The organism is Sphingomonas endolithica (assembly GCF_025231525.1).
Classification (GTDB): domain Bacteria; phylum Pseudomonadota; class Alphaproteobacteria; order Sphingomonadales; family Sphingomonadaceae; genus Sphingomonas; species Sphingomonas endolithica.
This window is the reverse complement of the sequence record NZ_CP103057.1, coordinates 2,922,363-2,946,221: the sequence shown is the minus strand read 5'-3', so window position 1 is coordinate 2,946,221 and position 23,859 is coordinate 2,922,363. Positions and strand designations below refer to the sequence as shown.

General features: G+C 64.4%; 18 protein-coding genes and 1 tRNA gene. 9 read left to right on the top strand and 10 right to left on the bottom strand.

The genetic code is table 11. The features are described from left to right. Positions 1–10 precede the first annotated feature (10 nt). Positions 11–595, top strand: a complete 585-nt coding sequence (locus NV382_RS13860; protein WP_260597317.1) for a TMEM175 family protein — start codon at positions 11–13, stop codon at positions 593–595. A 103-nt stretch (positions 596–698) separates the two neighbouring features. On the opposite strand, the gene NV382_RS13855 is transcribed toward NV382_RS13860, so the two are convergent. The 4 genes from NV382_RS13855 to NV382_RS13840 form a co-directional block, all read right to left on the bottom strand. Beyond that, the gene (locus tag NV382_RS13855; RefSeq protein ID WP_260597316.1) at positions 699–1,535 is read right to left on the bottom strand and encodes an alpha/beta fold hydrolase; all 837 of its coding nucleotides are present in this window, start codon (positions 1,533–1,535) and stop codon (positions 699–701) included. Positions 1,536–2,092: 557 nt separating this feature from the next. Further along, the gene (locus NV382_RS13850) at positions 2,093–3,709 is read right to left on the bottom strand and encodes an NAD(P)/FAD-dependent oxidoreductase (protein WP_260597315.1); all 1,617 of its coding nucleotides are present in this window, start codon (positions 3,707–3,709) and stop codon (positions 2,093–2,095) included. A 17-nt stretch (positions 3,710–3,726) separates the two neighbouring features. Then, positions 3,727–4,908: a PQQ-dependent sugar dehydrogenase gene (locus NV382_RS13845; RefSeq protein ID WP_260597314.1), complete on the bottom strand. Its 1,182-nt coding sequence runs from the start codon at positions 4,906–4,908 to the stop codon at positions 3,727–3,729. A 110-nt stretch (positions 4,909–5,018) separates the two neighbouring features. Continuing rightward, positions 5,019–6,923, bottom strand: coding sequence for a hybrid sensor histidine kinase/response regulator (locus NV382_RS13840; protein ID WP_260597313.1), 1,905 nt, complete (start codon positions 6,921–6,923; stop codon positions 5,019–5,021). Between the two features lie 271 nt (positions 6,924–7,194). On the opposite strand from NV382_RS13840, the gene NV382_RS13835 reads away from it, so the two are divergent. Continuing rightward, positions 7,195–8,145 carry a sensor histidine kinase gene (locus NV382_RS13835; RefSeq protein ID WP_260597312.1) on the top strand — a complete coding sequence of 317 codons (951 nt, stop codon included), beginning with the start codon at positions 7,195–7,197 and terminating at the stop codon, positions 8,143–8,145. 190 nt (positions 8,146–8,335) lie between these two features. On the opposite strand, the gene NV382_RS13830 is transcribed toward NV382_RS13835, so the two are convergent. From NV382_RS13830 to NV382_RS13820, 3 genes are all read right to left on the bottom strand, one after another. Beyond that, positions 8,336–10,921, bottom strand: coding sequence for a M1 family metallopeptidase (locus NV382_RS13830; RefSeq protein WP_260597311.1), 2,586 nt, complete (start codon positions 10,919–10,921; stop codon positions 8,336–8,338). A 113-nt stretch (positions 10,922–11,034) separates the two neighbouring features. Further along, entirely contained in the window at positions 11,035–12,378 is a 1,344-nt protein-coding gene (locus NV382_RS13825) for a sensor histidine kinase (protein ID WP_260597310.1), read from the bottom strand. 5 nt (positions 12,379–12,383) lie between these two features. Beyond that, the gene (locus NV382_RS13820) at positions 12,384–13,058 is read right to left on the bottom strand and encodes a response regulator transcription factor (RefSeq protein ID WP_260597309.1); all 675 of its coding nucleotides are present in this window, start codon (positions 13,056–13,058) and stop codon (positions 12,384–12,386) included. 194 nt (positions 13,059–13,252) lie between these two features. Between NV382_RS13820 and NV382_RS13815 the strand changes: the two genes are divergently transcribed. Then, a complete protein-coding gene (locus tag NV382_RS13815; protein WP_260597308.1) occupies positions 13,253–15,730 on the top strand; it encodes a TonB-dependent receptor in 2,478 nt (825 codons plus the stop codon). Positions 15,731–15,963: 233 nt separating this feature from the next. Next, a complete protein-coding gene (locus tag NV382_RS13810; RefSeq protein WP_260597307.1) occupies positions 15,964–18,048 on the top strand; it encodes an acyltransferase family protein in 2,085 nt (694 codons plus the stop codon). 158 nt (positions 18,049–18,206) lie between these two features. Here NV382_RS13810 and NV382_RS13805 read toward each other — a convergent pair. Next, positions 18,207–18,280: transfer RNA gene (locus NV382_RS13805), tRNA-Gln, on the bottom strand. A gap of 183 nt (positions 18,281–18,463) precedes the next feature. Here NV382_RS13805 and NV382_RS13800 point away from each other — a divergent pair. From NV382_RS13800 to NV382_RS13785, 4 genes are all read left to right on the top strand, one after another. Next, a complete protein-coding gene (locus NV382_RS13800; RefSeq protein WP_418066798.1) occupies positions 18,464–19,507 on the top strand; it encodes a Ppx/GppA phosphatase family protein in 1,044 nt (347 codons plus the stop codon). Continuing rightward, positions 19,504–20,181 carry an RlmE family RNA methyltransferase gene (locus NV382_RS13795; protein ID WP_260597305.1) on the top strand — a complete coding sequence of 226 codons (678 nt, stop codon included), beginning with the start codon at positions 19,504–19,506 and terminating at the stop codon, positions 20,179–20,181. Before NV382_RS13800 ends, NV382_RS13795 begins: the two co-directional genes overlap by 4 nt. A gap of 196 nt (positions 20,182–20,377) precedes the next feature. Further along, positions 20,378–20,734: an ankyrin repeat domain-containing protein gene (locus NV382_RS13790; RefSeq protein WP_260597304.1), complete on the top strand. Its 357-nt coding sequence runs from the start codon at positions 20,378–20,380 to the stop codon at positions 20,732–20,734. A gap of 154 nt (positions 20,735–20,888) precedes the next feature. After that, positions 20,889–21,263, top strand: coding sequence for a hypothetical protein (locus NV382_RS13785; protein WP_260597303.1), 375 nt, complete (start codon positions 20,889–20,891; stop codon positions 21,261–21,263). 204 nt (positions 21,264–21,467) lie between these two features. On the opposite strand, the gene rpoZ is transcribed toward NV382_RS13785, so the two are convergent. Next, on the bottom strand, positions 21,468–21,812 hold the full coding sequence (gene rpoZ, locus NV382_RS13780) for a DNA-directed RNA polymerase subunit omega (RefSeq protein ID WP_260597302.1): 345 nt from the start codon (positions 21,810–21,812) through the stop codon (positions 21,468–21,470). Positions 21,813–21,931: 119 nt separating this feature from the next. Here rpoZ and NV382_RS13775 point away from each other — a divergent pair, with 119 nt between their 5' ends. Further along, positions 21,932–23,107, top strand: coding sequence for a phospholipase D-like domain-containing protein (locus NV382_RS13775; RefSeq protein ID WP_260597301.1), 1,176 nt, complete (start codon positions 21,932–21,934; stop codon positions 23,105–23,107). A gap of 3 nt (positions 23,108–23,110) precedes the next feature. Here NV382_RS13775 and NV382_RS13770 read toward each other — a convergent pair whose 3' ends face one another. After that, positions 23,111–23,734, bottom strand: a complete 624-nt coding sequence (locus tag NV382_RS13770; RefSeq protein ID WP_418066797.1) for a class I SAM-dependent methyltransferase — start codon at positions 23,732–23,734, stop codon at positions 23,111–23,113. Positions 23,735–23,859: the final 125 nt, after the last annotated feature.

The following is a 23,859-nucleotide window of genomic DNA, read 5'->3' as shown; positions in this document are numbered from 1 at the left end:
GAGTTTCCCCATGAACAAGGGCCGGCTGGAAGCCTTCACCGATGGCGTGATCGCCATCATCATCACGATCATGGTGCTGGAGTTGAAAGTGCCGCGGGGCGGCGACTTGTCGGCGCTGTCGGCCGAACTGCCAGTGCTGCTCGCTTATGTGCTGAGCTTCGTCAATGTCGGGCTCTACTGGAACAACCACCATCACCTGCTGCACGCCACCGACCGGATCGATGGCCGAGTGCTGTGGGCCAATCTGTTCCTGCTGTTCTGGCTCAGCCTGGTGCCATTCGTGATCCGCTGGCACGACGAGAGCCATTTCGCGGTCGGCGCGACCGCGGCGTACGGGATCGTGCTGGGCATGGCGGCGGTGGGGTTTCAGCTGACCCAACGGGCGATCATCGCCTGCAATGGCCCCGCCTCCACCGTGGCCAGAGCGGTCGGCCGCGACTGGAAAGGGTGGGGCAGCATCCTGCTATACGCCGTCGCCGTGCCAATCGCCTTTGTCAGCCGCGCGGCGGCGATCGCGATCTACATCGCCGTGATCGCGCTATGGCTGGTGCCCGACCGGCGCATGGCGCGCGCCATCTTGGGTAGCGTACGCTAGAGTCGCGGCGCCGTGATCTGACACGGCAGGAATTCAGATCACGGGCGCCGCGCTCCGGGCTCTGGGCCCCTGCTTCCGCAGGGGCACCGTCACCGCGTGGGTATCAGCTGCGGATGAAAGCGAGCAGGTCGGCGTTGAGCTCGGCCGCGTTGACGGTCAGCATGCCGTGCGAATAGCCCGGATAGATCTTGAGCTTGGCATTCGGCAGCAGCTTGGCCTGCAACTCCGAAGCGTTCTTGTACGGCACGATCTGATCGTCGTCGCCCTGCAGCACCAAGGTCGGCACGGTGATCGCCTTGAGATCCTCGGTCTGGTCGGTTTCGGAGAATGCCTTGATGCCGGCGTAATGCGCGAGCGCGCTGCCCATCATGCCTTGGCGCCACCAATTGTCGATCACCGGCTCCAGCACCGTCGCACCGCCGCGGTTGAAGCCGTAGAACGGGCCGGCGGCGACATCGCGGAAGAATTGCGCGCGGTTCGCAGCAAGGGCTGAACGGAAGCCGTCGAACACGTCGATTGGCAAGCCGCCCGGATATTGCTCGGTCTTGAGCATGATCGGCGGCACCGAGCTGACCAGCACCGCCTTGGCGACGCGACCCTGCGGTTGGCCATGCTGGGCGACATAGCGCGCGACTTCGCCGCCGCCGGTCGAGTGACCGATATGCACCGCGTTCTTCAGGTCGAGATGTTCGGCGACCGCCGAGGCATCGGCGGCATAATGATCCATATCGTGGCCGGTGCCGACCTGCGCCGAGCGTCCGTGACCGCGGCGATCGTGCGCCACGACGCGGTAGCCCTCGCCCAGGAAGAACAGCATCTGCGCGTCCCAATCGTCCGAAGACAAGGGCCAGCCATGATGGAAGACGATCGGCTGCGCGTCCTTGGACCCCCAGTCCTTGTAGAAGATTTCGGTGCCGTCCTGTGTCGTGACAAAGCTCATCGTGACAACCTTTTGTATGCGCCCCCCGGGCGACTGTGGCGAAGAGGAGAGGGGAGAGTATCCTGATCGCTGCGCCAAGAAAACTGCGATCAGGCGGGGTGCTCCGTTGGCGCGTCGAAGGGTGCGCGACGGTGATGGCTCCGGGTGATTTACGTCCGTCTTGTATCGAGTGGAGTCGGGGCACCTGCCCCTGAAAAAGTGTCTCGACTTCGCTCGACACGAACGGGTGGATGTAGGTTATCAGTTTGGCACCGACCCAACACACAATGTCATCGCGGCCCCGTTCCGAAGTCCGCCGTGGCGCCTGCTTAGACCTCGCAGAACGGGCGTGTCGAAAGCGGCTTGGCGGACCCCCGGAACAGTTCGGCAGTTACAGCGATCCGACCCGTAATCGTCATTCCCGTGCAGGCGGGAATCCATAGTGGATTACCTAGCGGCGAAATCATCAACGTCCAGATTATGGATCCCCGCCTGCGCGGGGGATGACGGACGTTAAGTGCTCGACAGGTATAAGTAGCGAACAGGTCCGGGGTGACGGGTTGGGTGGAAGGCTCGCTTCAAGCCGCCGCGATGCTCAGCGCCAGCGCCTCGGCCACCCGGATCCCGTCGACCGCGGCGGAGAGGATGCCGCCGGCATAGCCCGCCCCCTCCCCCGCCGGGAATAACCCGGCGGTGTTGAGGCTCTGCAGATCGTCGCCGCGCGTGAAGCGCACCGGCGAGGAGGTGCGCGTCTCGACCCCGGTCATCACCACGTCGGGATGGTCATAGCCCTCGATCTGCCGCCCGAACACGGGCAGTGCCTCGCGCATCGCGGCGACGGCGAAGTCGGGCAGGCATGCCGCCAGATCGGTCGGCCGGACGCCGGGTTGGTAGGAGGGGACCACCGTGCCGAGCGTCGTCGAGGGCCGGCCAGCGAGGAAATCGCCGAGCCGCTGGGCGGGCGCGGCATAGGTCGATCCGCCCGCGACATAAGCGCGCTCCTCCCAATGGCGCTGCAGCGCGAGGCCGGCGAGCGGATCGCCTGGATAATCGCGTGCCGGGTCGATCGCGACGACCAGCCCCGAATTCGCATTGCGCTCGTTGCGCGAATATTGGCTCATGCCGTTGGTGGCGACCCGGCCTGCTTCCGAGGTCGCCGCAACCACCGTGCCGCCGGGGCACATGCAGAAGCTGTAGACGGTGCGCCCGTTCGAACAATGATGCGAGATATGATATTCGGCGGCACCCAGGATCGGGTTGCCGGCATCGGCGCCGAATCGCGAGCGATCGATCCAACCCTGCGGATGTTCGATCCGCACGCCGATGGAAAAGGGTTTCGCTTCGACATGGAAGCCCGCTTCGTGCAGCATCGCGAACGTGTCGCGCGCGCTATGGCCAACCGCCAGTACGACGCGCTCGGCCTCCAGATAACCGCCATCATGGAGGTGCAGGCCGCGTATCCGGCGTTCGCCCGTGGTGTCGGTCGCCACATCCACTCCGTCGACGCGCGTGGAGAAGCGGTATTCGCCGCCCAGCGCCTCGATCGTCTCGCGCATCGTCTCGACCATCTTCACCAGCCGGAACGTGCCGATATGCGGATGCGCCTCGGTCAGGATCTCGGGCGGGGCGCCCGCCTTGACGAACTCGGTCAGCACCTTGCGGTCGAGATGCCGATCGTCCTTGATGCGGCTGTAGAGCTTGCCGTCTGAGAAGGTGCCGGCGCCGCCCTCGCCGAACTGCACGTTGGATTCCGGATCGAGCACGCCGCGACGCCACAGCCCCCAGGTATCCTTGGTCCGTTCGCGCACCACCTTGCCGCGATCGAGGATGATCGGGCGGAAGCCCATCTGCGCCAGTATCAATCCGGCAAACAAGCCGCAGGGGCCGGCGCCGATCACCACCGGCCGCATCGTGCCGACGGGCGCCTTCATGACAGGTCGATAGCTCGTGTTCGGGGTGAGCTGCACCTGCCGATCCTTGCGGAAGCGGGCGAGCACCGCCGCTTCGTTCCGCACGTTCACATCGATCGAATAGACCAGTTCGATGTTCGCCTTGTCGCGTGCATCATGCGCACGGCGGGCGACGACATGCCGCACGAGATCCCGCGGCCCGATCCGCAACCTCTTGCAGATTGCGGCCGGCAGCGCTTCGTCGGCATGGTGGAGTGGCAGCTTCAATTCGGTAAGGCGGATCATTGCCGCCCTTTAGCGCGTCAGCGCGGGGAAAGCTCTATTAGTGCGCCATTGTCGCCGTCCCGCAGCACCCAAAGCGAACCATTCGGTCCTTCCTCGATCTCCCGAGTGCGGCTGCCGAGGCTGATCCGCGCGACCTCGCCGGCCTGGCCGCCATTCACGCGGACGCGGACAATGCCCTGCTGCGTAAGCCCCGCCAGGAGGAAATCGCCGGTCCACCCGGCAAAGGCCGATCCCCGATATTGGATCATGCCGCCCGGCGCGATCACCGGCGTCCAGCTTACCAATGGCGCCCTGAAGGACAGATCGGTGGCGTGGCGCGGGATCGGCGTTCCGTCATAATTGTCGCCTTCGGAGACGCGCGGCCAGCCGTAATTGCGCCCCGTCTCGATCAGGTTGAACTCGTCTCCGCCAGCCGGCCCCATTTCGGATTCGAACAGCCGCCCATCGGAGGCGAACACCAGCCCGTAGGGATTACGGTGGCCGAGCGACCAGATCTCCGCCTTGGCATTGGCGGTGGAGGCGAACGGATTACCCGCGGCCGCGGTACCGTCCAGGTTGATGCGCACGATCTTGCCGAGCGTGCCGGAGAGATCCTGTGCCGGCGTGCCCTGCTGCCGCTCGCCGCTGCTGACGAACAGAGTCCGGCCATCCGGCGCAAAGGCCAGCCGGCCGCCAAGCTGCCCACCGGTGGTGGCAGGCGTGGCACGCCAGATGACGGTGACATCGTTCAGCTGCGGCGCCGCCGCGAGGCTGAGCGTCGCACGGGCGACCGCAAGTTGCTGGCCACCGGTTGCGGGCTCGGCATAGGTGATCCAGATCCGCGAATTGGCGGCGTAGTCCGGATCGAGCACGACATCCTGCAGCCCCAATTGGCCCTGGAACGTCACGCGCGGGACGTTGGCCACAGCCGTCTTTCCGCCCGATTGCGTGACGAGCTGCAACTGGCCCGATTTCTCGGTGACGAGCATGCGGCCATCGGGCAGGAACACCATCGCCCAGGGATTGTCGAAGGTCGCGACGACACGCTGGTTGACGGCTGTCACGGCGGGCGTCGGGGTCGGGCTGGACGTGGGTGTCGGGCTGGGCGTCGGCGACGGTGTCGGACTTGCCGCAGGCGGGCCCTGTTCGATGCTGCCATCGCCGCCGCCACAGCCGGCCAGCGCCAGAACACACGCAATCGCGATCAAGGAACCCCGCATAACCAACTCCCTTTGCGCACCCGCGCATCGGCTCAACGCGCATGGCCCGCGTAGGATGCTCCGAACCAGGGTAAGCGCGACGTTAAGCCCTTTTCACGCGACGTAGCCGTTCAGCGCGCGCCGAGCAGCTGGTTGATGCTCGCGGCGAGCGTTTCGAGCTTGTAGGGCTTTCGGAGGATCGGAAACTCGCGCTGATCCACCGGAATGAACTGCTTGCTGCTATACCCGCTGGCCAGGAGCACGGGCAGATCGGGATGATCGTGCTGGATCCTCTGGGCAAGATCGAGGCCGCTGATCCCGGGCATGACGATGTCCGAGAAGACGATGTCGAACGCGCCCTCGCGCAAATGCCCGAGCGCCTCCTCGCCGTTGGCCGCTTCGACGACGATGCATCCGAAATCCTCGAGCAGTTCGCGGGCAAAATAGCGGACGTGATCACTGTCCTCCACCAGCAGGACATGCAGCCCCGCCGGGATCGCAATGTCCGACCGGCCATCGGTATCGTGCCGCAGGGACTTGGTCGTCCGCGGCAACAGGATGTGGACCGTCGTGCCCCGCCCGACTTCCGATTCGATGCTGACCGCCCCGCCGGACTGGATCCCGAAGCCATGGATCTGCGACAGCCCGAGACCAGTGCCCTTGCCGGTCGGCTTGGTGGTGAAGAACGGTTCGAAGACGCGCTCCAGCTTGTCGCGCGGAATGCCCTCACCGGTATCGCTGATCGACAGCGCGACCATGTCGCCATCGGCTTGGGTGAGGTTCTTCGTCGCTATGGTGATCTGTCCGCCGTTCGGCATCGCATCGCGGGCGTTCAACACCGCGTTCAGCAGGGCGGTCTCCAGCCCAGTGGGGTCGATCTCGACTCGCCATAACGCCGGCGAGAGATCCAGCTGCAGGTCGTATTGGCCGCCCAGCGTGCGCTGGAGCATCTCGCCCATCGCATCCATTCGCACGCTGAGATCCATCACCTCCGGCTCGAGCGGCTGGCGGCGCGCGAAGGCCAGCAGCTGCGAGGTGAGGCTGGTCGCGCGCTCCGCCGTTTCGAGCATGACGTGCAGGTAGCGATTGCGCTTCTCGACCGACATGTCCGGTTGCCGCAGCAGGAAATCGGCAGAGCCGCTCATCACCGTCATGAGATTGTTGAAATCGTGCGCGATGCCGCCAGCGAGTTCGCCCAGCGCCTGCAGCTTCTGGGACTGCAGCAAAGCAGCTTGTGCCTCGCGCAACTCCTCTTCGGCCTGGCGCTTCGTGCTGATGTCGCGCGTGATCTTGGCAAAGCCGACATGCTCGCCGGCCTCGTTGTAGATCGGATCGATGATGACATGGGCCCAGAACAAGGAGCCGTCCTTGCGGACGCGCTGCGCTTCCGCTTCGAACTTGCCCTCGCGCAAGGCGGTCTCCAGCGCAGCCTTTGGTGCGCCGCGCGCGAGATCGTCCGCCGTGTAGAAACGCGAGAAATGCTGCCCGAGCATTTCCACTTCCTCATAGCCCTTGATCGCGCGCGCACCGGAATTCCAGCTGGTGATCAGGCCATCCCGGTCGAGCATGTAGATGGCATAGTCGCGCACGCCCTGGACCAGCAGGCGGAACTGCAACTCGCTGTCGAAGCTCGCCTGTTCCAGGCGCCGCTTCTCGGTGATGTCGCGCGTGATCTTGGCGAAGCCGATCAGCGATCCGTCGTCCGATCGGATCGGATCGAGCACGGCATGCGCCCAGAAGCGGGTGCCGTCCTTGCGCACGCGCCATCCTTCCGCCTCGAACCGGCCGTCGCGCGCGGCCGTTTCGAGTGCCTTGAGCGGTAGTTCGGCGTCGCGGTCTTCCGGCGTGAAGAAGCGCGAGAAGTGCTCGCCGACGATTTCTCCTGCCGCGTAGAGCTTGAAACGCTCGGCGCCGGGGTTCCAGGTGACGACCCGACCAGCTGGGTCGAGCATGTAGATCGCGTAGTCCGTCACCGATTGGACGAGCAGTTCGAAACGCCGGCCGGCGAGATGATCATCGAAAGCAGACGCAGCCATGCACAATCCTAAGCCTATCCACCTGGCCGCGTGCCTTGCGGTCGAACAGTGAGCAAAGCAAGCTGATTGCGGCATCACGCCACCCCCGCCGCGCGCGCCGGCGGCAAGAAAAGTGCGCCCTCCGCGCTTCTGGTTGAGCAACTGGCCCGGATGCTGCAAAGAGGAGCGGATCCTCCGTGTCGCGGCGGATTTGCCATCGATTTCGGGGACCTCTGCTAACGTGACATCCGAACTTCCCGCTCCACATTCCTGGAACCCGGAGAATCTCCGCTTGGCGGTCGAGGCGGCCGGGGTGTCGCTCTGGGCGTGGAACGTCGACGACGACCATTTCACCATGGACGAGCGCGGTTTCGAGCTCTGGGGCATTCCGTGGCGGGAGACCGTCACGTTCGAGGAGCTATCGGAGCATATCCACCCGATGGACCGGGACCGGGTTCGCGCCGGCTTTGCCGCGACGCGCGCGGTGCTGGGGCCGTACGAAACCGATTTCCGGGTCATGATCGACGACGAGGTCAGGTGGGTATCGGCCCGTGGCCAGGGCCAGGACGTCGGCATCGTCGGGCGCACCATGTTCGGCATCTTCCTCGACGTGACCGGGCGCAAGCAGGCCGAGGAAGGGCATGAATTGCTCGCCGGGGAAATGAGCCACCGGGTGAAGAACCTGCTGGCGATCGCGGCAGGACTGGCCGAGATCACCTCGCGATCGACCGAGACCACGGCCGACATGGCGCGCGAAATGTCGCAGCGCCTGACCGCGCTCGGTCGCGCGCATGACCTGGTTCGACCGTTGCCGGGTGGACAGGGACAGGCGGCGCTGCTGGGGGATCTGCTTTCCGTCCTCCTCGCACCCTATGACGATCTCGGCGCGTTCAGCGGACGCATCCGCGTCGCGGTCGAGCGCATGGGCGTGGGCGAAGCCGCCGCGACGAGCCTGGCGCTGGTCGTCCACGAACTGGCGACGAACTCGCTGAAATACGGTGCGCTATCGGTCGAGACCGGCACGCTCGATGTCTCCAGCACATCCGACGGCACCATGATCAGCCTGATCTGGATGGAGCGCGGTGGTCCGGCCGTTTCGGCACCGCCGGAACGAGCCGGGTTCGGCAGCAAGCTGGTCGATCGCAGTGTCGCGCGGCAGCTGGGCGGATCGATCGACTATGATTGGGATGACGGTGGGCTGACGGCGACCTTGCGCCTGGATCGCGCCAAGTTGACGGTGTGACAATAGGCGCACGCTGGAAGGATTAACTTGGCGAACACTATGTCCCCGGGCGGTGGCCGGGGGCCAATCGTAGAGTTTGGGTGGCGGCAGTGCTTTTGTTATGACGACCGGTCCGCCTGGACCCCGGCCTTCGCCGGGGAACAGCTAGTCTGGCCGGCCGCCCCGAGTAGCGGGTTGAAGCCGGCGGGCTTCACTTCCCCAGCCACGTCGCCACAGCCGGCTGCAGGCGCTTCATCGTCGCCCGGCGCACTTCGATCGTGTTGATCGTGCGCGTCGCGCCTTCGCGTGCCTGGACCGCTAGGTTGGCATCGGCAAAAGCCCGGATCTTCCCCGGCATCGCCGGATCGCTCGAGGCCGTCGCCAAACCCACGATGTAGCGCGGGCGCGAGCTCTGTTCGTTGAACGTGTCGACCATCGCGACATTGGCGGCCGCAAAGTCGAAGGCGAGATCCGGATGCCGGTTGGCGACAGAACGCAGCAGGCTGGCGCGCTGCGGCGCGCTGAACTCGTTGGTCTTCACCAGATCGATCGCACGCTGGCCGAGCTGCGGATCGCGGGAGTTGCCGAGCAACGTCACATAGCCGTTCCTGACTACCGGGTTCTGCTCGGCACGCGTCATGGCGAGCAGCGTCTCCCACTCGGCCGGCGTGGCATTGGCCGCGTACACCCGCAGGATCGCGAGCCGGATGCCGGGCGGGATCGCGGTCGGATCGGTCTTGAGCTTGGCGACGTAATCGCGCGCGGCCTTTAACACTGTGGGGTCACCCGCGGCACCCAGCCGCCCAATCAGCGACTCGCGCAGCGTCGAGGCCAGCGGATTTTCCCCGGCCACCGGCACCAGGCCGATCTTGTCGAGCACCGGCCGCAGCATCGCGCGGCTGCGTGCGTCGATCCCGGCCTCCAGCGACGTACCGTCATACAGCGCGGCGAGCGTGCCGATCTGGCCCGAGACCATGTTCCACACCAGCGGATCGGCATTGGCCGGTACGGCGCCCTGCACCGCCAGATAACGCGACAGATCCTGATCGCCGCTGAGCGACAGCGCAAGATCGTCGCCGAGCGTGCCGAGCTGGTCGGCCAGCGGGAGCTTCGCAAAGTCGCGGACGATCGCGTCATGGCCGGGCGCGTCATATTGCACGCGGTAATAGCCGGCCTTGCCGCGATTGACGAGCAAGGTGCCGCAGCCCTTCGCGCTCAGCGTGGCGCCCGCCGCACCACGGACGATCCCCTCACCCTCGCCACCGCCGAGCACCGCCATCGTCGCCGGCACGCGCCAGGTGGTGGCAACCTTGGACGCGGCATCGAGCCCGAACCGGCCCTGGCTCAGCACCGCATTGGTGGTGCCGCCGGAGCACGACACACTCTTCACCGAGATCAGCGGGACGCCGCCCTGCAACGTGAAATCATGCGCGATGTCCGCCACGGGCTTGCCCGCCGCGGCGCCGATCTCGGTCCACAATTGGTCAGTGACCGTGTTCGAATATTTGTACTTCGCCATGTAGTTGCGCACGCCGGTGCGGAAGGCATCGGGACCGACATAGGCCTCGACCATGCCGATCACTGCCTGGCCCTTCTGGTACGTGATGCCGTCGAACGCCTGGCCGATCTCGTCGACCGTCTCGAGCTTGCGGATCACCGGGTGGGTGCTGGCCACCGCATCCTGCGCCATGCCGCCCTCGCGCTCGCTGCCGACCAACGCCGCGCGCGCATTCCACTGCGGGACCAAGGCGCCGGTCGCCTTGCCTTCCATCCACGACGCGAAGCCTTCATTGAGCCACAGGTCGTCCCACCACGCCATGGTTACGAGATCGCCGAACCATTGGTGCGCCATCTCGTGCGCGATCACGGTGTAGATGCGCTGCTTCTGGGTCTCGCTGGCACGCGCCTCATCGAACAGCAATTCGTTCTCGAAATAGAAGATCGCGCCCCAATTCTCCATCGCGCCAAAGAACTGGCTGGAACCCGGGCCACCGATCATGTCCATCTTGGGCAACGGATAGGGCGTTCCGAAATAATCGTTGTAATAGGCCAGCAACCGCTTGGCCGCGCCCAGCGCATAGGCGCTCTGCGTGCCGACGCCGCGCCGGGTGATGACGCCGATCTCGGTCTTGCCGGCGCTCAGCGTGGTACGCTCGACATCGCCGACCCCAAGGAACAGCAGGTAGCTGGACATGGTCGGCGTCTGGCCGAACGTGTACAGCCGGCTACCGTCGGCGCGCTTGGTGATCTTGGCGGCGGGCATGTTCGAGAAAGCGGTCTGCCCGGCCGGCGCCACCGCGCTCAGCGTGAACTTCGCCTTGAAGCCGGGTTCGTCGAACATCGGCGCGAAACGGCGCGCATCGGGTGCTTCGAACTGCGTGACCAGCATCCGCGCCTGCTTGCCGTCGGGGTTGGCATAGTCGATCGCGAACAGCCCCGCAGCCGAGGTGTTGATCTTGCCTTTCCACGCGAAGGTCAGTGCATGGCGGCCGACGGTGGCCGTGCCCGGCAGTGTGACGGTGACGAGCTGCTTGGCCGCATCGAGCGTGTACGGCACCTTCTTGCCATCGAACGTCGCCGCCGTGATATCGAGCTCGGCAGCGTTCAAGGTGATCGTCCGCGTCGCCTGGCGCACATCGACCATGGCCGTCTCGGTGCCGGTGAACGACATCGCGGCGGCATCGGGCGTCACGGCAATATCGTACGACACCGGCGCCACGCCCTTTGGCAGTTGCCCCGCAGCCAAAGCCGGCGAGGAGATGGACGCAGCAAGCACGGCGAGCGAAGCGATTTTCAAAGATGGATTCCTAAGCAATCAGAAAGGGCTAACCCGCTACTATTCCACGTCCAGCGAAACGCAACCGAGCAGATCGGGTTGGCTTCCGACAGGGGGCCGAACGTTGCACGCGATCAATCCAGCATCACGCGTGGAAAACGGAGCAGGACCTTCAGGCCGGGATCGGCATCGGTGAGCGTCAACTCGCCCGCGTGCAGGCGTACGATCGAGGCGACGAGCGGCAGGCCAAGCCCGTGGCCGCCACGCAGATCATCGACGTTCAGTCGGCGGAAGCGCCGCATGGCGACTGCCCGGTCACCCTCCGCAATGCCGCTGCCGCGGTCGGCGACGGCGACCGTCACTTCCTGCTCTGTAGCGCGAAGCGACAGCGATATGGCGGTACCTGGCGGCGTATGGATGAGGCAGTTTTCGAGCAGATTGGCGAGCATCTGATTCAACAGCTGCCGATCGCCGGCAATGACCATTCCGCTGCCGACAGCGACATCGAACACGCGCCCCTGCTCCGCAATGCTCGGCTCATAAGCCGCGGCGATATCCAGGCTCAGCAGCGAGAGATCGACCTGTTCGAACCGCGCACGCCGATCGTCACCCTCGATCTCGGCGATGCGCAGAAAGGCCGAAAACAAGCCGAGCATATCCTCTGTCTGGCGCAGCGCGCTGTCGATACCGGGCGCTAGCGGATTGCCCTCGGCCTCCCGAGCAAGCGCCGCGAGACTGCCGCGCAGTCGCGCCAGCGGGGTCCGCAGATCATGCGCCGCATCGTGCGCGACGTGGCGGATGCCGGCCATCAATTGCTGGATGCGGTCGAGCATGCGATTCAGCAGGCGCGCCTGTTCGTCGAACTCGCTGCCCGAAAAATCGACGCGCACCCGGCGGTCCATGTCGCCGTGCATGATCCCGTCCACCGCAGCGCGCAGATCCTTGATGCGCGCGCCGATCGTCCTGGTCAGCAGCACCACGCCAAGAACGACCATCAGCACGATCGTGCCGAGCCCGAGCAGCAGCACGCGCACGAACATCGAATCGAAATTGTCGATCGGTTCGCTCTCGGCGATCATCGCCAGCCGGTGATCTTTGCCGACCGGCAGCACGAGGGCGCGACCGCGCACCAGCCCCGGAATGCGATCGTCGCGATCGATCGCGGAGAAGCCGAGGGGTGGAAGCGCGATCGTCAACGTGCCGCCGACATGGCGGCCGGCGCGGTCGACCAGCATGAAGCCCAGATCGCGCGATTCGCGGCGCCGTTCGAGCATGTCGATCTGCCGCAGGATCGCAGGCAGATCGACCTGGCTCCGGTCGGGTACGAGCAATGCCGCCTCGCTGGCGAGCCGCCGATCGACTTCGCCGTCCAGCGTTCGGTGCGTGGCGGCGTAGATCGAAATCCCGACGATCAGCACGGTCGCGATCAGCACCGCCAGAAAGGCCGCGCCCAGACCGCGTAGCGTGCGGGGCACCATCGACGTCAGCCGCGGATCATATAGCCGACGCCGCGCACCGTCTCGATCGGGTCGGGCAGCCCCTCGATGTGCAGGGCGTCGCGTAGACGTTTGACATAGCTGTCGACGATCTTCGCCTTGGGATCGAAATCATAGCCCCATACAGTTTCGATCAGCATCGCACGCGTCATTACCCCGCCGGCATTGCGCACCAATTCGGTCAGCAGCTTGAACTCCTGCTTCTGTACCTCGATCGATCGGCCCGCACGCCAGGCGCGGTGCATATGCACGTTGACCTCGATATCGCCGGCGCGGAGGATGCCGCTCTGCAGCGTGTCGGTCGGGCGGCGCATGATCGCGCGGAAGCGCGCATCGAGTTCGGCGGCGTCGACCGGCTTGACCAGGTAATCGTCGGCGCCCGCGTCCAGCCCCTCGATCTTCTGGTCGCGCATGCCGTAGGCGGTCAGCATGATGATCGGCATCTCGACCTTTGCGTCGCGTAGCCAGCGGATCACCGACACGCCATCCATGCTACCGATCAGCAGGCGATCGACGACGATGCCGTCGAAACGATCGCGCGCGACGAGCGCGAATGCATCGCGACCATTGTCGATGATGACGGATTCGTGGCCGAGCGTCGCCAGATCGCGTGCCAGCAAGGTTGCCAGCGGCTGATCGTCTTCGATGATGAGCAAGCGCATGGCGCGGCTATAAGCACGCATATCGGCCACTGATAGAGCGACATCGAACTGTCGCAAATCCGACTTTTGATTGCCACGAAGCGTGTCCCGCAGGGTGACCGGTTCGCAACTGCGGCGTCACATGGCCTGCCTAGAGGCGCTCTCGCACACAAACGAGCGGCATTCCTGAGGCCGTCTCCATAGGGAACCATGAAATGCGTGATACTAAGGGCCTGCGCCTGCGGCTGCTGCTGGGCGCCTCGATCCTCGCCTCTTCCGTAACGCCTGCCTGGGCCGAGACGCCGGCACCCGCGGCTCCTGCCGAGGCGCCCGCCGCTGCCGAGACACCAGCCGATGACGGGCAGGGCCTTGCAGACATCGTCGTCACCGCGACCAAGCGCGAGACCAACCTGCAGCAAACGCCGATCGCGATCTCGGTGCTGAGCGCGGACACGATCAAGGATCGCCACGTCCAGAGCCTGCTCGATCTCGCCGATGGCGGCGTTCCCTCGCTGCGTGTCGCCACGTTCGAGGCGCGCCAGTCGGCGCTCACCATCGGCATCCGCGGCATCGTGCCGTTCGATCAGAACCAGACGGCACGCGATTCGGGCGTCGGCGTCTATATCGACGGCGTGTATCTCGGCCGCTCGCAGGGCCTGAACGCCGCTCTGTTCGATGTCGAGCGTATCGAAGTGCTGAAGGGGCCGCAGGGCACCCTGTTCGGCCGCAACACCGAAGGCGGGGCGCTGAGCATCGTCACCAAGGCGCCGACCGGCGTGTTCGGCGGCCGCATGTCGGCCGGCTTCGGCAATTACGGCAGCTATAATGGCGAAGCGCATATCGACCTGCCCGAATATCAGAACATCTCGGTCAAGCTCGACGGGATCCTGCAGCATCAGGATCCGACGACCAAGGATCCGCTCGCCGGGCAGATTGGATGGAACGCCTATAACCGCGTCGGCGGCCGCGCGTCGGCGCGCTGGAGCCCGTTCGAGGGCTTCACCGCCGATTTCAGCTTCGACAAGGCCAAGGACGAGAACACGCCCTTCTTCAGCCAGCTGATCAACTACAATCCACTGAACCGCCCGGTCGGCGTGCTTGACCGTACGACCAACCGGCTCGTCCTGCCGGGCAGCGCTGCCGGCGCGCCCACGTGCATCTCGAACACGATCTCGGCCACGACCTGCATCGCGCCACTGCCGTCGCTGGTCGGCGTGCATCCGGATCGCCAGAAGACCGCCGATGTCGGCGTGCCGCAGCAGTACAGTGTCGACAAGACGCAGGGTTTCGGCGCGAATCTGTCCTACAAAGTGGCGCCCGACCTGACGCTGCGGTCGATCACGTCGTGGCGCAAGGTGACGACGAACCAGTGGGACAATTCGGGCGGACCGGAGCGCACCGCTTTTTCGCCGAACGGCAAGTTCAGCCGCTACAGCCTGTCCGACCTGAGCCAGAACCAGTTCAGCCAGGAATTGCAGGCGGTCGGGAGCTTCCCGCAGGTCGATTACGTCGCCGGCCTGTATTATTTCAACGAGCACGCGCGTGAATCCGCCGCCACCCCAACGTCGAACCAGTGGAATGCCGACGGCTCTGCCTATACCATCCTGCCCTCGCAAGTGTTCGGCCCGATCACCTCGACCAATCAGGGCTGGGACTATAATTCCCGCTTCCTGCAGCGCGCCAGCCAGGCCCGCACGCGCAGCTATGCCGCGTTCGGCCAGGCGACCTATACGCCCGATTTCGCCGGCGATGTGCTGCACCTGACCGTTGGCGGGCGCTACACCAAGGACAAGCGTGACGGCTCGCTGTACATCGTGTCGGGCGTCGCGACGCCGTACACGCTGGACTATGACAAGGGCCGCTTCGACCCGATGGCCACGCTGGCGTTCGATGCAGCGCCAGGGGTCAACCTCTACGCCAAATATTCGAGCGGCTTCCGTGGTGGCGGCGCGAACGACCGCTCCTCCAATTTTGGTGCGTTCGACCCCGAGACGGTCAAGGCGTATGAGATCGGCGCGAAGACCGACTTCCTCGATCACAAGGTACGCCTGAACCTCGCCGGCTACATCATGGACCGTTCGAACACGCAGATCGACTTCGACTTCGTCGATATCAACCAGTTCCTGCCCAACACCACGACGGCCAATCCGAACTTCAACCTGCACACCGAGAATACCGCAAATGCGCCGGGCACCTCGAAGATCCGCGGGCTCGAGGCGGACCTGACGGTACGGCCGATCCAGCCGCTGACGCTCGGCGCATCCTATGCCTATACCTATACCAAGGTGCCGCCGACGGCGAATCCGAACCCGGGCCCGACCTTCGGTGTCGTGACGCAGGTCTATACGGTCTATACGCCGAAGAACGCGGCGTCGGGCTTCGTCGACTATGTCGCACCGATCGGCGACCTCGACCTGCGCTTCCACCTCGATGCGAACTATGCGAGCTCGCAGTACAGCTTCCAGGCGGAAAGCGTGAAGACCGACTCGAGCTTCATCGTCAATGGCCGCGTCGCGCTCGCCAACATCCCGGTAGGCGATCACAACGACGTCACGTTGTCGGTCTGGTCGCGCAACCTGTTCAACGAACAGCACATCTACCGCCGCTCGGCCGCCAATGCCGCGGTGCTGGGCGATTATGCCAACTTCAACCCGCCGCGCACGATCGGCGCGGAACTGGGCGTGAAGTTCTAGTCAGCGTTTTTGCCGAACCGATGGCAGGCGCGCGGCACGATCGCCGCGCGCCTGCCGAATAATTATCATCAAGGCTTGGACGACGCGGCTCCGTCCTGTGTTGCATGGCACTTCCATCCCGCTTGTCCTACCCGCGCCGATTGTTGCCCAGTGGAGCCGCAATCCTGACTTCGAGCGCTGACGATGTCGTAAGCTCGGACGCCCCTGATCGTCTCACGGGCTCATCGGGCGAGATGACTGCTCGAAAGCAGAGCACCACCACTTATATACCCGCCATCGATGGCCTACGCGCGATTGCGATAAGCGCCGTTTTCCTATTTCATCTTCAGAGCAGCTGGCTGCCGGGTGGTCTCGCCGGCGTCGATATCTTTTTCGTCATTTCGGGCTTCGTCGTCACGCGATCAATGATGTCGCGTTCCCACGCCGGGTTCGCTGCGACGATGACGGATTTCTCTGCGCGGCGCTTCCAACGGATCATGCCGCCACTTGTCGTGATGCTGCTGGCGACATCGCTCGCCTACTGCCTTTTCGTGCCGGACGCATGGCTCAGCGGGACAATCAAGAAAACCGGCGGGGCCGCCTTCTTGGGGTTGAGCAACATCGTGCTGGGGAACAACTCGGACACCTATTTCTCCCCCGGCACCGCGCTCAATCCCTTCACCCATACCTGGTCGCTGGGCGTCGAGGAGCAATTCTACCTGCTCTTCCCGTTCTTGTTCGCCGGGTGGCGATGGACCGTCACGGCTGCCTCGCCCCGACACACGGGCACGTGGGCCATCTTTGCAATCGCCATCATCTCACTGCTCGTGTGCACGGCGCTGGCATTCCACGACAAGCTTCTCGCTTTCTATTCCATCGCCTCCAGGTTCTGGGAACTCGGCACCGGCATGTTGCTCTGCCTCTCCATGCCGAGCTGGCAGGGTAGGCTTGCTGCCGCCGGCGGCCTGACTGCGCGGACGATCGCCCTGCTCGGCGCAGGGCTTGTAGGCTTGGCACTCGCCACCCCGTCCGGACCGACATTCCCTTTCCCCATGGCCATCGTCGCCGTGGCCGGAACTGCGATGTTGGTCGCGATGGTCAGCACCCGATCCGATGGCCTTGTCGTCGCTGCGCTGCGCACGAGATTGAGTCTTGCGATCGGCCGAGGTTCCTACTCGATCTACCTCTGGCATTGGCCGGTCATCGTGCTCTTGCGCTGGACGGTCGGCATCGACGAACCGGCACAGAAGCTGAGCGCCCTGTGCCTTTCTCTGTTGCTTGGCGGTGCTTCCTATTGGGTAGTCGAACGGCCGGCCCGGCGGAGCCGCAGGTTGGCAACGATGTCAGCAGCGCGCGTGGTTCTCGCGGGGTTGGCGATGATCGGCCTGTCATTGGGATGTGCCGCTGCGATGTTCGCCCTGAAGGGACACATCTCGCTCAGCCGTACCGCCAATCAGCGCACGTGGTTCGCCTCCAAGGGCAACAAGCATGTCGGCCCCCCGCCGATCCACGAGGTCATGCTCAAGCGCGACAAGATCTTGACAGGCGAGGTACAACGATGGGTGGCGTTGCAGCCATCGGGTCATCAAGTCTTCGTGGTCGGGGACTCGCATAGCCTGACATATTACCCTGCGCTGCGCCGGTTCGCCGAGGATACCGGTGCCAGCGTCAGCGCCTACTTCGTTCGAAACTGCTCCTTCATGCCCTTGTCCATCCCGATGACCGATCTATCGGCATTCGACCGGCGCTTCTACGCCGCGGCGTTGCAGGACATCCAGCGCACGGGCGGACGGGGCGACGTCATCTTCCTGCCCAACCTGCGCATGCCGCGGTTCGTCGATCAGATGGGCCCGATATCCGGAAGCGCGCCACTCTCACCGGCGCTAGATGCTTCCGCGATCGCCAGCCGACAGCGCGCCACCACCGAAGCAATCCGCACCTTGGCGCCGCTTTCTCGTCAGGGGTTCGCGATCCTGTTCGAGAGCCCCACGCCGGTGTTTCGATCGGTGCCACTACGGTGCTCGGATTGGTTCAACCGTACCAACCCGATCTGCGGAGGAGGTTTCACGATCGGGCGATCGGAACTGGACAGGCTTCGCAATCCGGCTCTGGCTCAAATGAGGCTGATTGCCCAGGCGTTGCCCGGCATACGGGTCTGGAATGCCTTCGACCTATTGTGCCCAGGACGTCGGTGTTCGGCCGTTCGTGGCCCGTTGCCACTGTTCATGGATGGCGATCATCTGAGCGGCTACGGTCAGGAATTCCTGTACCCGAGCCTACGTCACCAACTGATCAGAGCGATGGACGGCGGGGGAATACAACAACGCCAGGCTCATTGATCGGTGGCTAGCTATAGGATGGCTGGGCAGTGGTTTGTCAGCGAGGCCGGACATTGCAAATCGCCGACGGCTAACGCGAGCATGACTGGCCCGGCCAGGGCGCAGCGCAAAACCATGGCCTCAAAGTACCTGTGATGTCTGCGCGGACCTAGGATCGCTGGATGCCCCGTGAGGATTCGAACCTCAATAGGCGGTATCAGAAACCGCAGTCTTACCATTAGACGACGGGGCATCAGCGGGGCTGCGAAATAGGCGGGGCGCTTGCAGGTGTCAACCGATCCTCTGCCGCTCGCTTGCCGCTTGCCCCCCGCTGCGCTACCTATGGCGTCAAGCACCGAACGACGGGCGTAGGGCCCGGCGCGACGGCAGAACAGAATAGCGAGTGAAACACGGCATGGGGGATGAGTCGCCCAAGATGCCGTACCGGCAGGCACCCCCTGCCCGTTCGGCGCCGATCCCCGGCAAAGCTCAGGGGACAGGCCCAGGCGGTCGGCCGCGCTGGAACGATGCGCGCCATTATGCCGCGCTGGACCTCGGCACCAACAATTGCCGCCTGCTCATCGCCCGCCCGCAAGGCGAGGGTTTTGCCGTGGTCGACGCATTCTCGCGCATCGTACGGTTGGGCGAGGGGCTGGCGGCCACTGGCCGGCTGAGCGACGCGGCGATCGAGCGTACCTTGTCCGCGCTGAAGGTCTGCGCCGACAAGCTGAAGCGCCGCAACGTGTTGCTGTCGCGCTCGGTGGCGACCGAGGCGTGCCGCCGGGCGACCAATGGCGAGGCGTTCATCGCCCGCGCCTATGAGGAGACGGGCATCCACCTCGACATCATCTCGGCCGAGGAAGAGGCGCGGCTGGCGGTGCTCGGCTGCCATGTGCTGATCGAACCCGGCGACGATCCGGCATTGATCTTCGATATCGGCGGCGGATCGACCGAATTGGTGCTGGTCGATACGCGGCCGACCATCCCGACGGTGCTCGACTGGCACAGCGCACCATGGGGCGTGGTGTCGCTGACCGAGCATGTCGGGCACCAGGGCGGCCGCACTGAGCGACTGGACGCTTATGCGCAGATGCGGGCGATCGTGGCCGAGAGCTTCGCCGGGTTTGCCGCACGCCTGCCGCAGGGGATCGAGCGGCCACGGCTGCTTGGCACCAGCGGCACGGTGACGACGCTGGCCAGCGTGCATCTCGGCCTGTCGCATTATGACCGGGCGCAAGTCGACGGGCTAATCGTACCGGCGGCATCGATGCGGCGGATCAGCCAGGATCTGTCCGCCATGGACCTGACCGAGCGCGCTACCCTACCCTGCATCGGCACGGAACGCGCCGATCTGGTCGTGGCGGGCTGTGCCATTCTCGAGACGATCATGGATCTGTGGCCGGCCGAACGGCTCGGCGTGGCCGATCGCGGCATCCGCGAAGGCATCTTGCGACGCCTGATGGGCAAGGAACGGTTATGAGCAAAGATGGCGGCGGCCTGCGCGTCAGGGTGAAGACCGCGCGCAAGCGCACGGCGCAATCGACGCGATGGCTGGAGCGGCAGTTGAACGATCCCTATGTGCGGCGCGCGAAAGCGGACGGGTATCGCAGCCGTGCGGCCTACAAATTGATCGAACTCGACGAGCGCTTCGCGTTCCTGAAGGGCAAGAAGCGCGTCGTCGATCTGGGCCTGGCGCCGGGCGGCTGGAGCCAGGTGGTGCGTCGGCAGGTGCCCAAGGCGGCGGTCGCAGGGATCGACCTGCTGCCGGTCGACCCGATTGACGGCGTGACGATCCTGGAGATGGATTTCCTCGACGACGCTGCGCCCGACAAGTTGATGGCCGATCTTGGCGGTGCGCCGGATCTGGTGCTGTCGGACATGGCGGCGAACACGGTGGGGCATCCGCAGACCGATGCGTTGCGCACGCTGGCGCTAGTGGAGACTGCATTGGCCTTCGCGATCGACGTGCTCGAGCCGGGCGGTGCGTTCGTCGCCAAGGTGTTTGCCGGCGGCGCGGATTCGGAACTGGTGGCCGAGATGAAGCGCAACTTCATTACCGTGAAACATGCCAAGCCGCCGGCGAGCCGGAAAGGGTCGGTGGAGTGGTTCGTGGTGGCGCAGGGGTTCAAGGGGCGGGCTCGGCCAGCGGATTAGTGCTTGCCAGTCCGCGTCGAGGGCCAAGCCCCGGCCGAAGGAGCGCAGCGCCCGACCGACGGGCTTGTGAGCTACGTAAGTCTGCTTGCGCCCAATCGTTGCCGTTCCCAGCTTTCCTGTGGCTAAATATTTGCGGACGTTCATTTGTCTGCCATTAAGCTGCCAAGAATAAGCGAATTTACTGGCGCGCTTAGCGATGAAAGATTTCACACCAGAGCAGATTGCGGCCCTCGAATACCGCTATGACTTCGCTCGGTATAACGATGACGGGACCAGAACACCGGTTCATCCGTTAGCGTACAGAGACGCGGACGGCGATACCGCCCTTCATATCGCAGCTATCGCAAAAGATATTGAAGCTGTTTCATGGCTTCTGGACGCGGGGATAGATCCAAATTCGGTCGGGGACATGGGCCAGACGGCTGTCCATTGGGCAGCATCAAACAAAGACAGAGGGATGGCGGAGCTGCTAATCGCGTTCGGAGCCGAAACGGATATTGTTGATGCGTTTGGCCGACGTGCTGACATGGCTGCTTTGAGAACTAGCAGCTGAAAGGTGCCGTCGGCTTTCCACCAACTTTCCGGCCTTCGCCATCAGTAAAAGGACGCAGGAGCGACAGACCGTATCGCCCACTTCCCGCCATTGCATGGTTTGTCGAAAACGGCGATGACATGCGCGTTAGCGGGCCGGGGCGTAGGACAAAGGCATGGACCTACTGAAGCGCTTGAAGGTAAACCAAGCAAAGGTGGGCATACTGATGCTCATCGTTGGGGCAGGGTTCCTTGGTTTGGACGCAATCGGTATCTGCGATCTTTCTGACAGTCGCATGGCGCTGGCCCTTGTTCCGCTCGCGCTGCTCTACGTCGCTGAAAAAAGACCAAATATCCGGTATTTTCGCGGGATGACATCTCCAACTCTCTTGGCGGTTGGGTTTGTATGGGCAATACATGCGCGACCCTCATCGGACGCACTTGCTTACGTCTTCGCAGGCCTACTGGCAGCGTCGTTCGCATTCCTTTTGGCCCGAATAATCTTTTATGAAGCACGCTCTTTATCCCAGTACGAAGGTATAGCTAATTAGCGCCGTACAGACGGCCGCTTTCCACCAACAATGGACGCCTGGCCATAAACTGCCGGGATATGCCGCAAGAAAATGCCCGCCGATTACTCGGCGGGCATCTCGGATTGGCAGCGCCGCGGCAGAGCCGCGTCGTCGGTCGGAGCTGCGCCCCGCCGGCCGGGAGTTCGGCCGAGACGCGGATTAGCCTCCCGCTAATCCATTACCTCACCCCTCGTAATCGGCACCCAGGTTCTGGTTCCGCGGGGGGGCGGCGGCGGTGAGGCGCAGCGCTTCGGCCGAGTCGGCAAGGTTGCCGACGGCATCCGCCTCGTCCTCGTCCTCGACCTGCACGCGTTGCAGGCCGGAAATCACCGATTCCTGCAAATGTGCGGGCTTGACCATCTGTTCGGCGATCTCGCGCAGCGCCACGACCGGGTTCTTGTCGCGATCGCGGTCGATCGTCAGGTCGGCGCCGCCGGAAATCTGGCGTGCGCGCTGTGCGGCGAGCAGGACCAGATCGAAGCGGTTAGGAATCTTGTCGACGCAATCTTCGACGGTGACGCGCGCCATGAACGGCTTCCTTCGTGAAACGATACGGTAAGTGAAGCCTCGGGAAGTAGAGCGTGACTGCCAACAAGTCAAGAAAACCGGCTTGCGCCCCGGCGTCGCCGCCGTCATCAAGCGCGACGATGGCCGAACCGCCCCCGCAGCCGAGCTTCATCGTCGATAGCGATCGCCTGACGATGCTGGATACCGGGCCGCGTCGCCTGGAGGCGCTGATCACGCTGATCGCTGGTGCGCGGCACTCGCTGCGTATCCTGTATTATATCTATGTCGACGACGATGCCGGCGTGAAGGTGCGCCAGGCGATGATCGATGCCGTGGCGCGCGGCGTGCAGGTGGCGGTCATCGTCGATGGCATGGGCAGCGGCCCCGCCGCCAACGAGCGGTTCTTCGACCCGTTGATCGACGCTGGCGGATCGGTGTGCCGCTTCGAGCCACGGCTGGGGCGCCGCTATCTGCTCCGCAACCACCAGAAGCTGGCGCTTGCCGATGGCGAGCAGCCGCACGCCCAGACGATCATCGGCGGGTTCAACATTCAGGATTCCTATTTCGGTACGCCGGCCGACCAGGCGTGGCGCGACCTGGGACTGCTGGTCGAGGGACCGTCGGCACAGGCATTGACCGGCTATTTTGACACGCTGGCGGATTGGATCCGCACGCCCAAGGCGCCGATCCGCGCGCTACGCCGGCTGCTTGCGCGGTGGAGCCAGCATGAGGGGCGGACGCGCTGGTTGATGGGCGGGCCGACGCGGCACCTGAGCCCCTGGGCCAAGGCGGTGCGGGCAGATCTGCGGCGTGCCAAGTCCTTCGACCTGATCGCTGGCTATTTCGCGCCCAACCCGGCCATGCTGCGACGCCTCGACAAATTGGGCCAGCGCGGGCGCGTGCGGATCGTGCTGCCATCGAAGAACGACCATGAGGCGGCGATCTGGGCGTCGCGCTTCACCTATGCCGGATTGTTGCGCAAGCGCGTGGCGATCTACGAATATCTGCTGACCAAGCTGCACACCAAGCTCTTCGTGATCGACGACGTGGTCTATGTCGGTTCGGCCAATTTCGACATTCGCAGCATGTTCTTGAACCTGGAGATCATGCTGCGCATCGACGACCATGCCTTTGCGGCGCACGCCCGCGCCTATGTCGATGGCGAGATCGCCGAATCGGAGTTGATCACCCCCGAGGTGTACAAGGCGCGGACCTCGCCGTGGCGGCGGGTGAAACAGGCGGGGGCCTATTTCGTCATCACCGTGCTCGATTATAACCTGACCAAAGGGCTCAATTTCGGGCGCGAGCGACGGTAGCGCTCAGTCTTTCCAGGCCCAATAAAGCTGGGCGGGCGGCACGTTCCACCATTCCATGCCGTGATCGATGCGCGGCAGATACGGTTCGATGAAGTCGCGGCACTTGGGCGAGAATTGATAGACCAGGAAGGCCCCGCCGATCCGCAACACGTCCGCGGTCGCCTGGCCAATCGCATCGCCGACCCCTGCCGGCAGCGTCGAGAAAGGCAGGCCGGAGAGCACGAAATCGGCATGATCGAAGCCATGATCCGCGACGATCTGACGCACATCGGCCGCAGATCCCAGGACCGCGGAGAAGCGCGGATCGACGATCTCGTGGCGCAGGTAGCGGATGAAATCGGGATTGGTGTCGATCGCGATATAGGTGCCATCGGCGGGCAGCCGATCGAGAATCGCACGCGAGAAGGTGCCGACTCCGGGGCCGTATTCGACGAACAGCTTGGTATTAGCCCAGTCCACCGGTGCCAGCATCTTGCGGATCAGCTGCGGCGAGGAGGGCATGACCGAACCGACCATCACCGGGTGCTTCAGGAACTCACGAATGAACATGCCCCAAGGAGAGGGAACACCGGCCGCTTGGCGGAGCAGGCGACGCTGACGCCGGTCGGTGGCGGTGGAAACTGGCACAGGCATTCCTTGTTCTTTGGTCAGCGCAACATTGTCGTCGCTGTCCCGTCGCAAACTTGCAACGAACATTCAAGGATCGGGTTGCGTTCGATTGCCCCAGGCTGGGCCCGGAGGGTTGGTCCCGC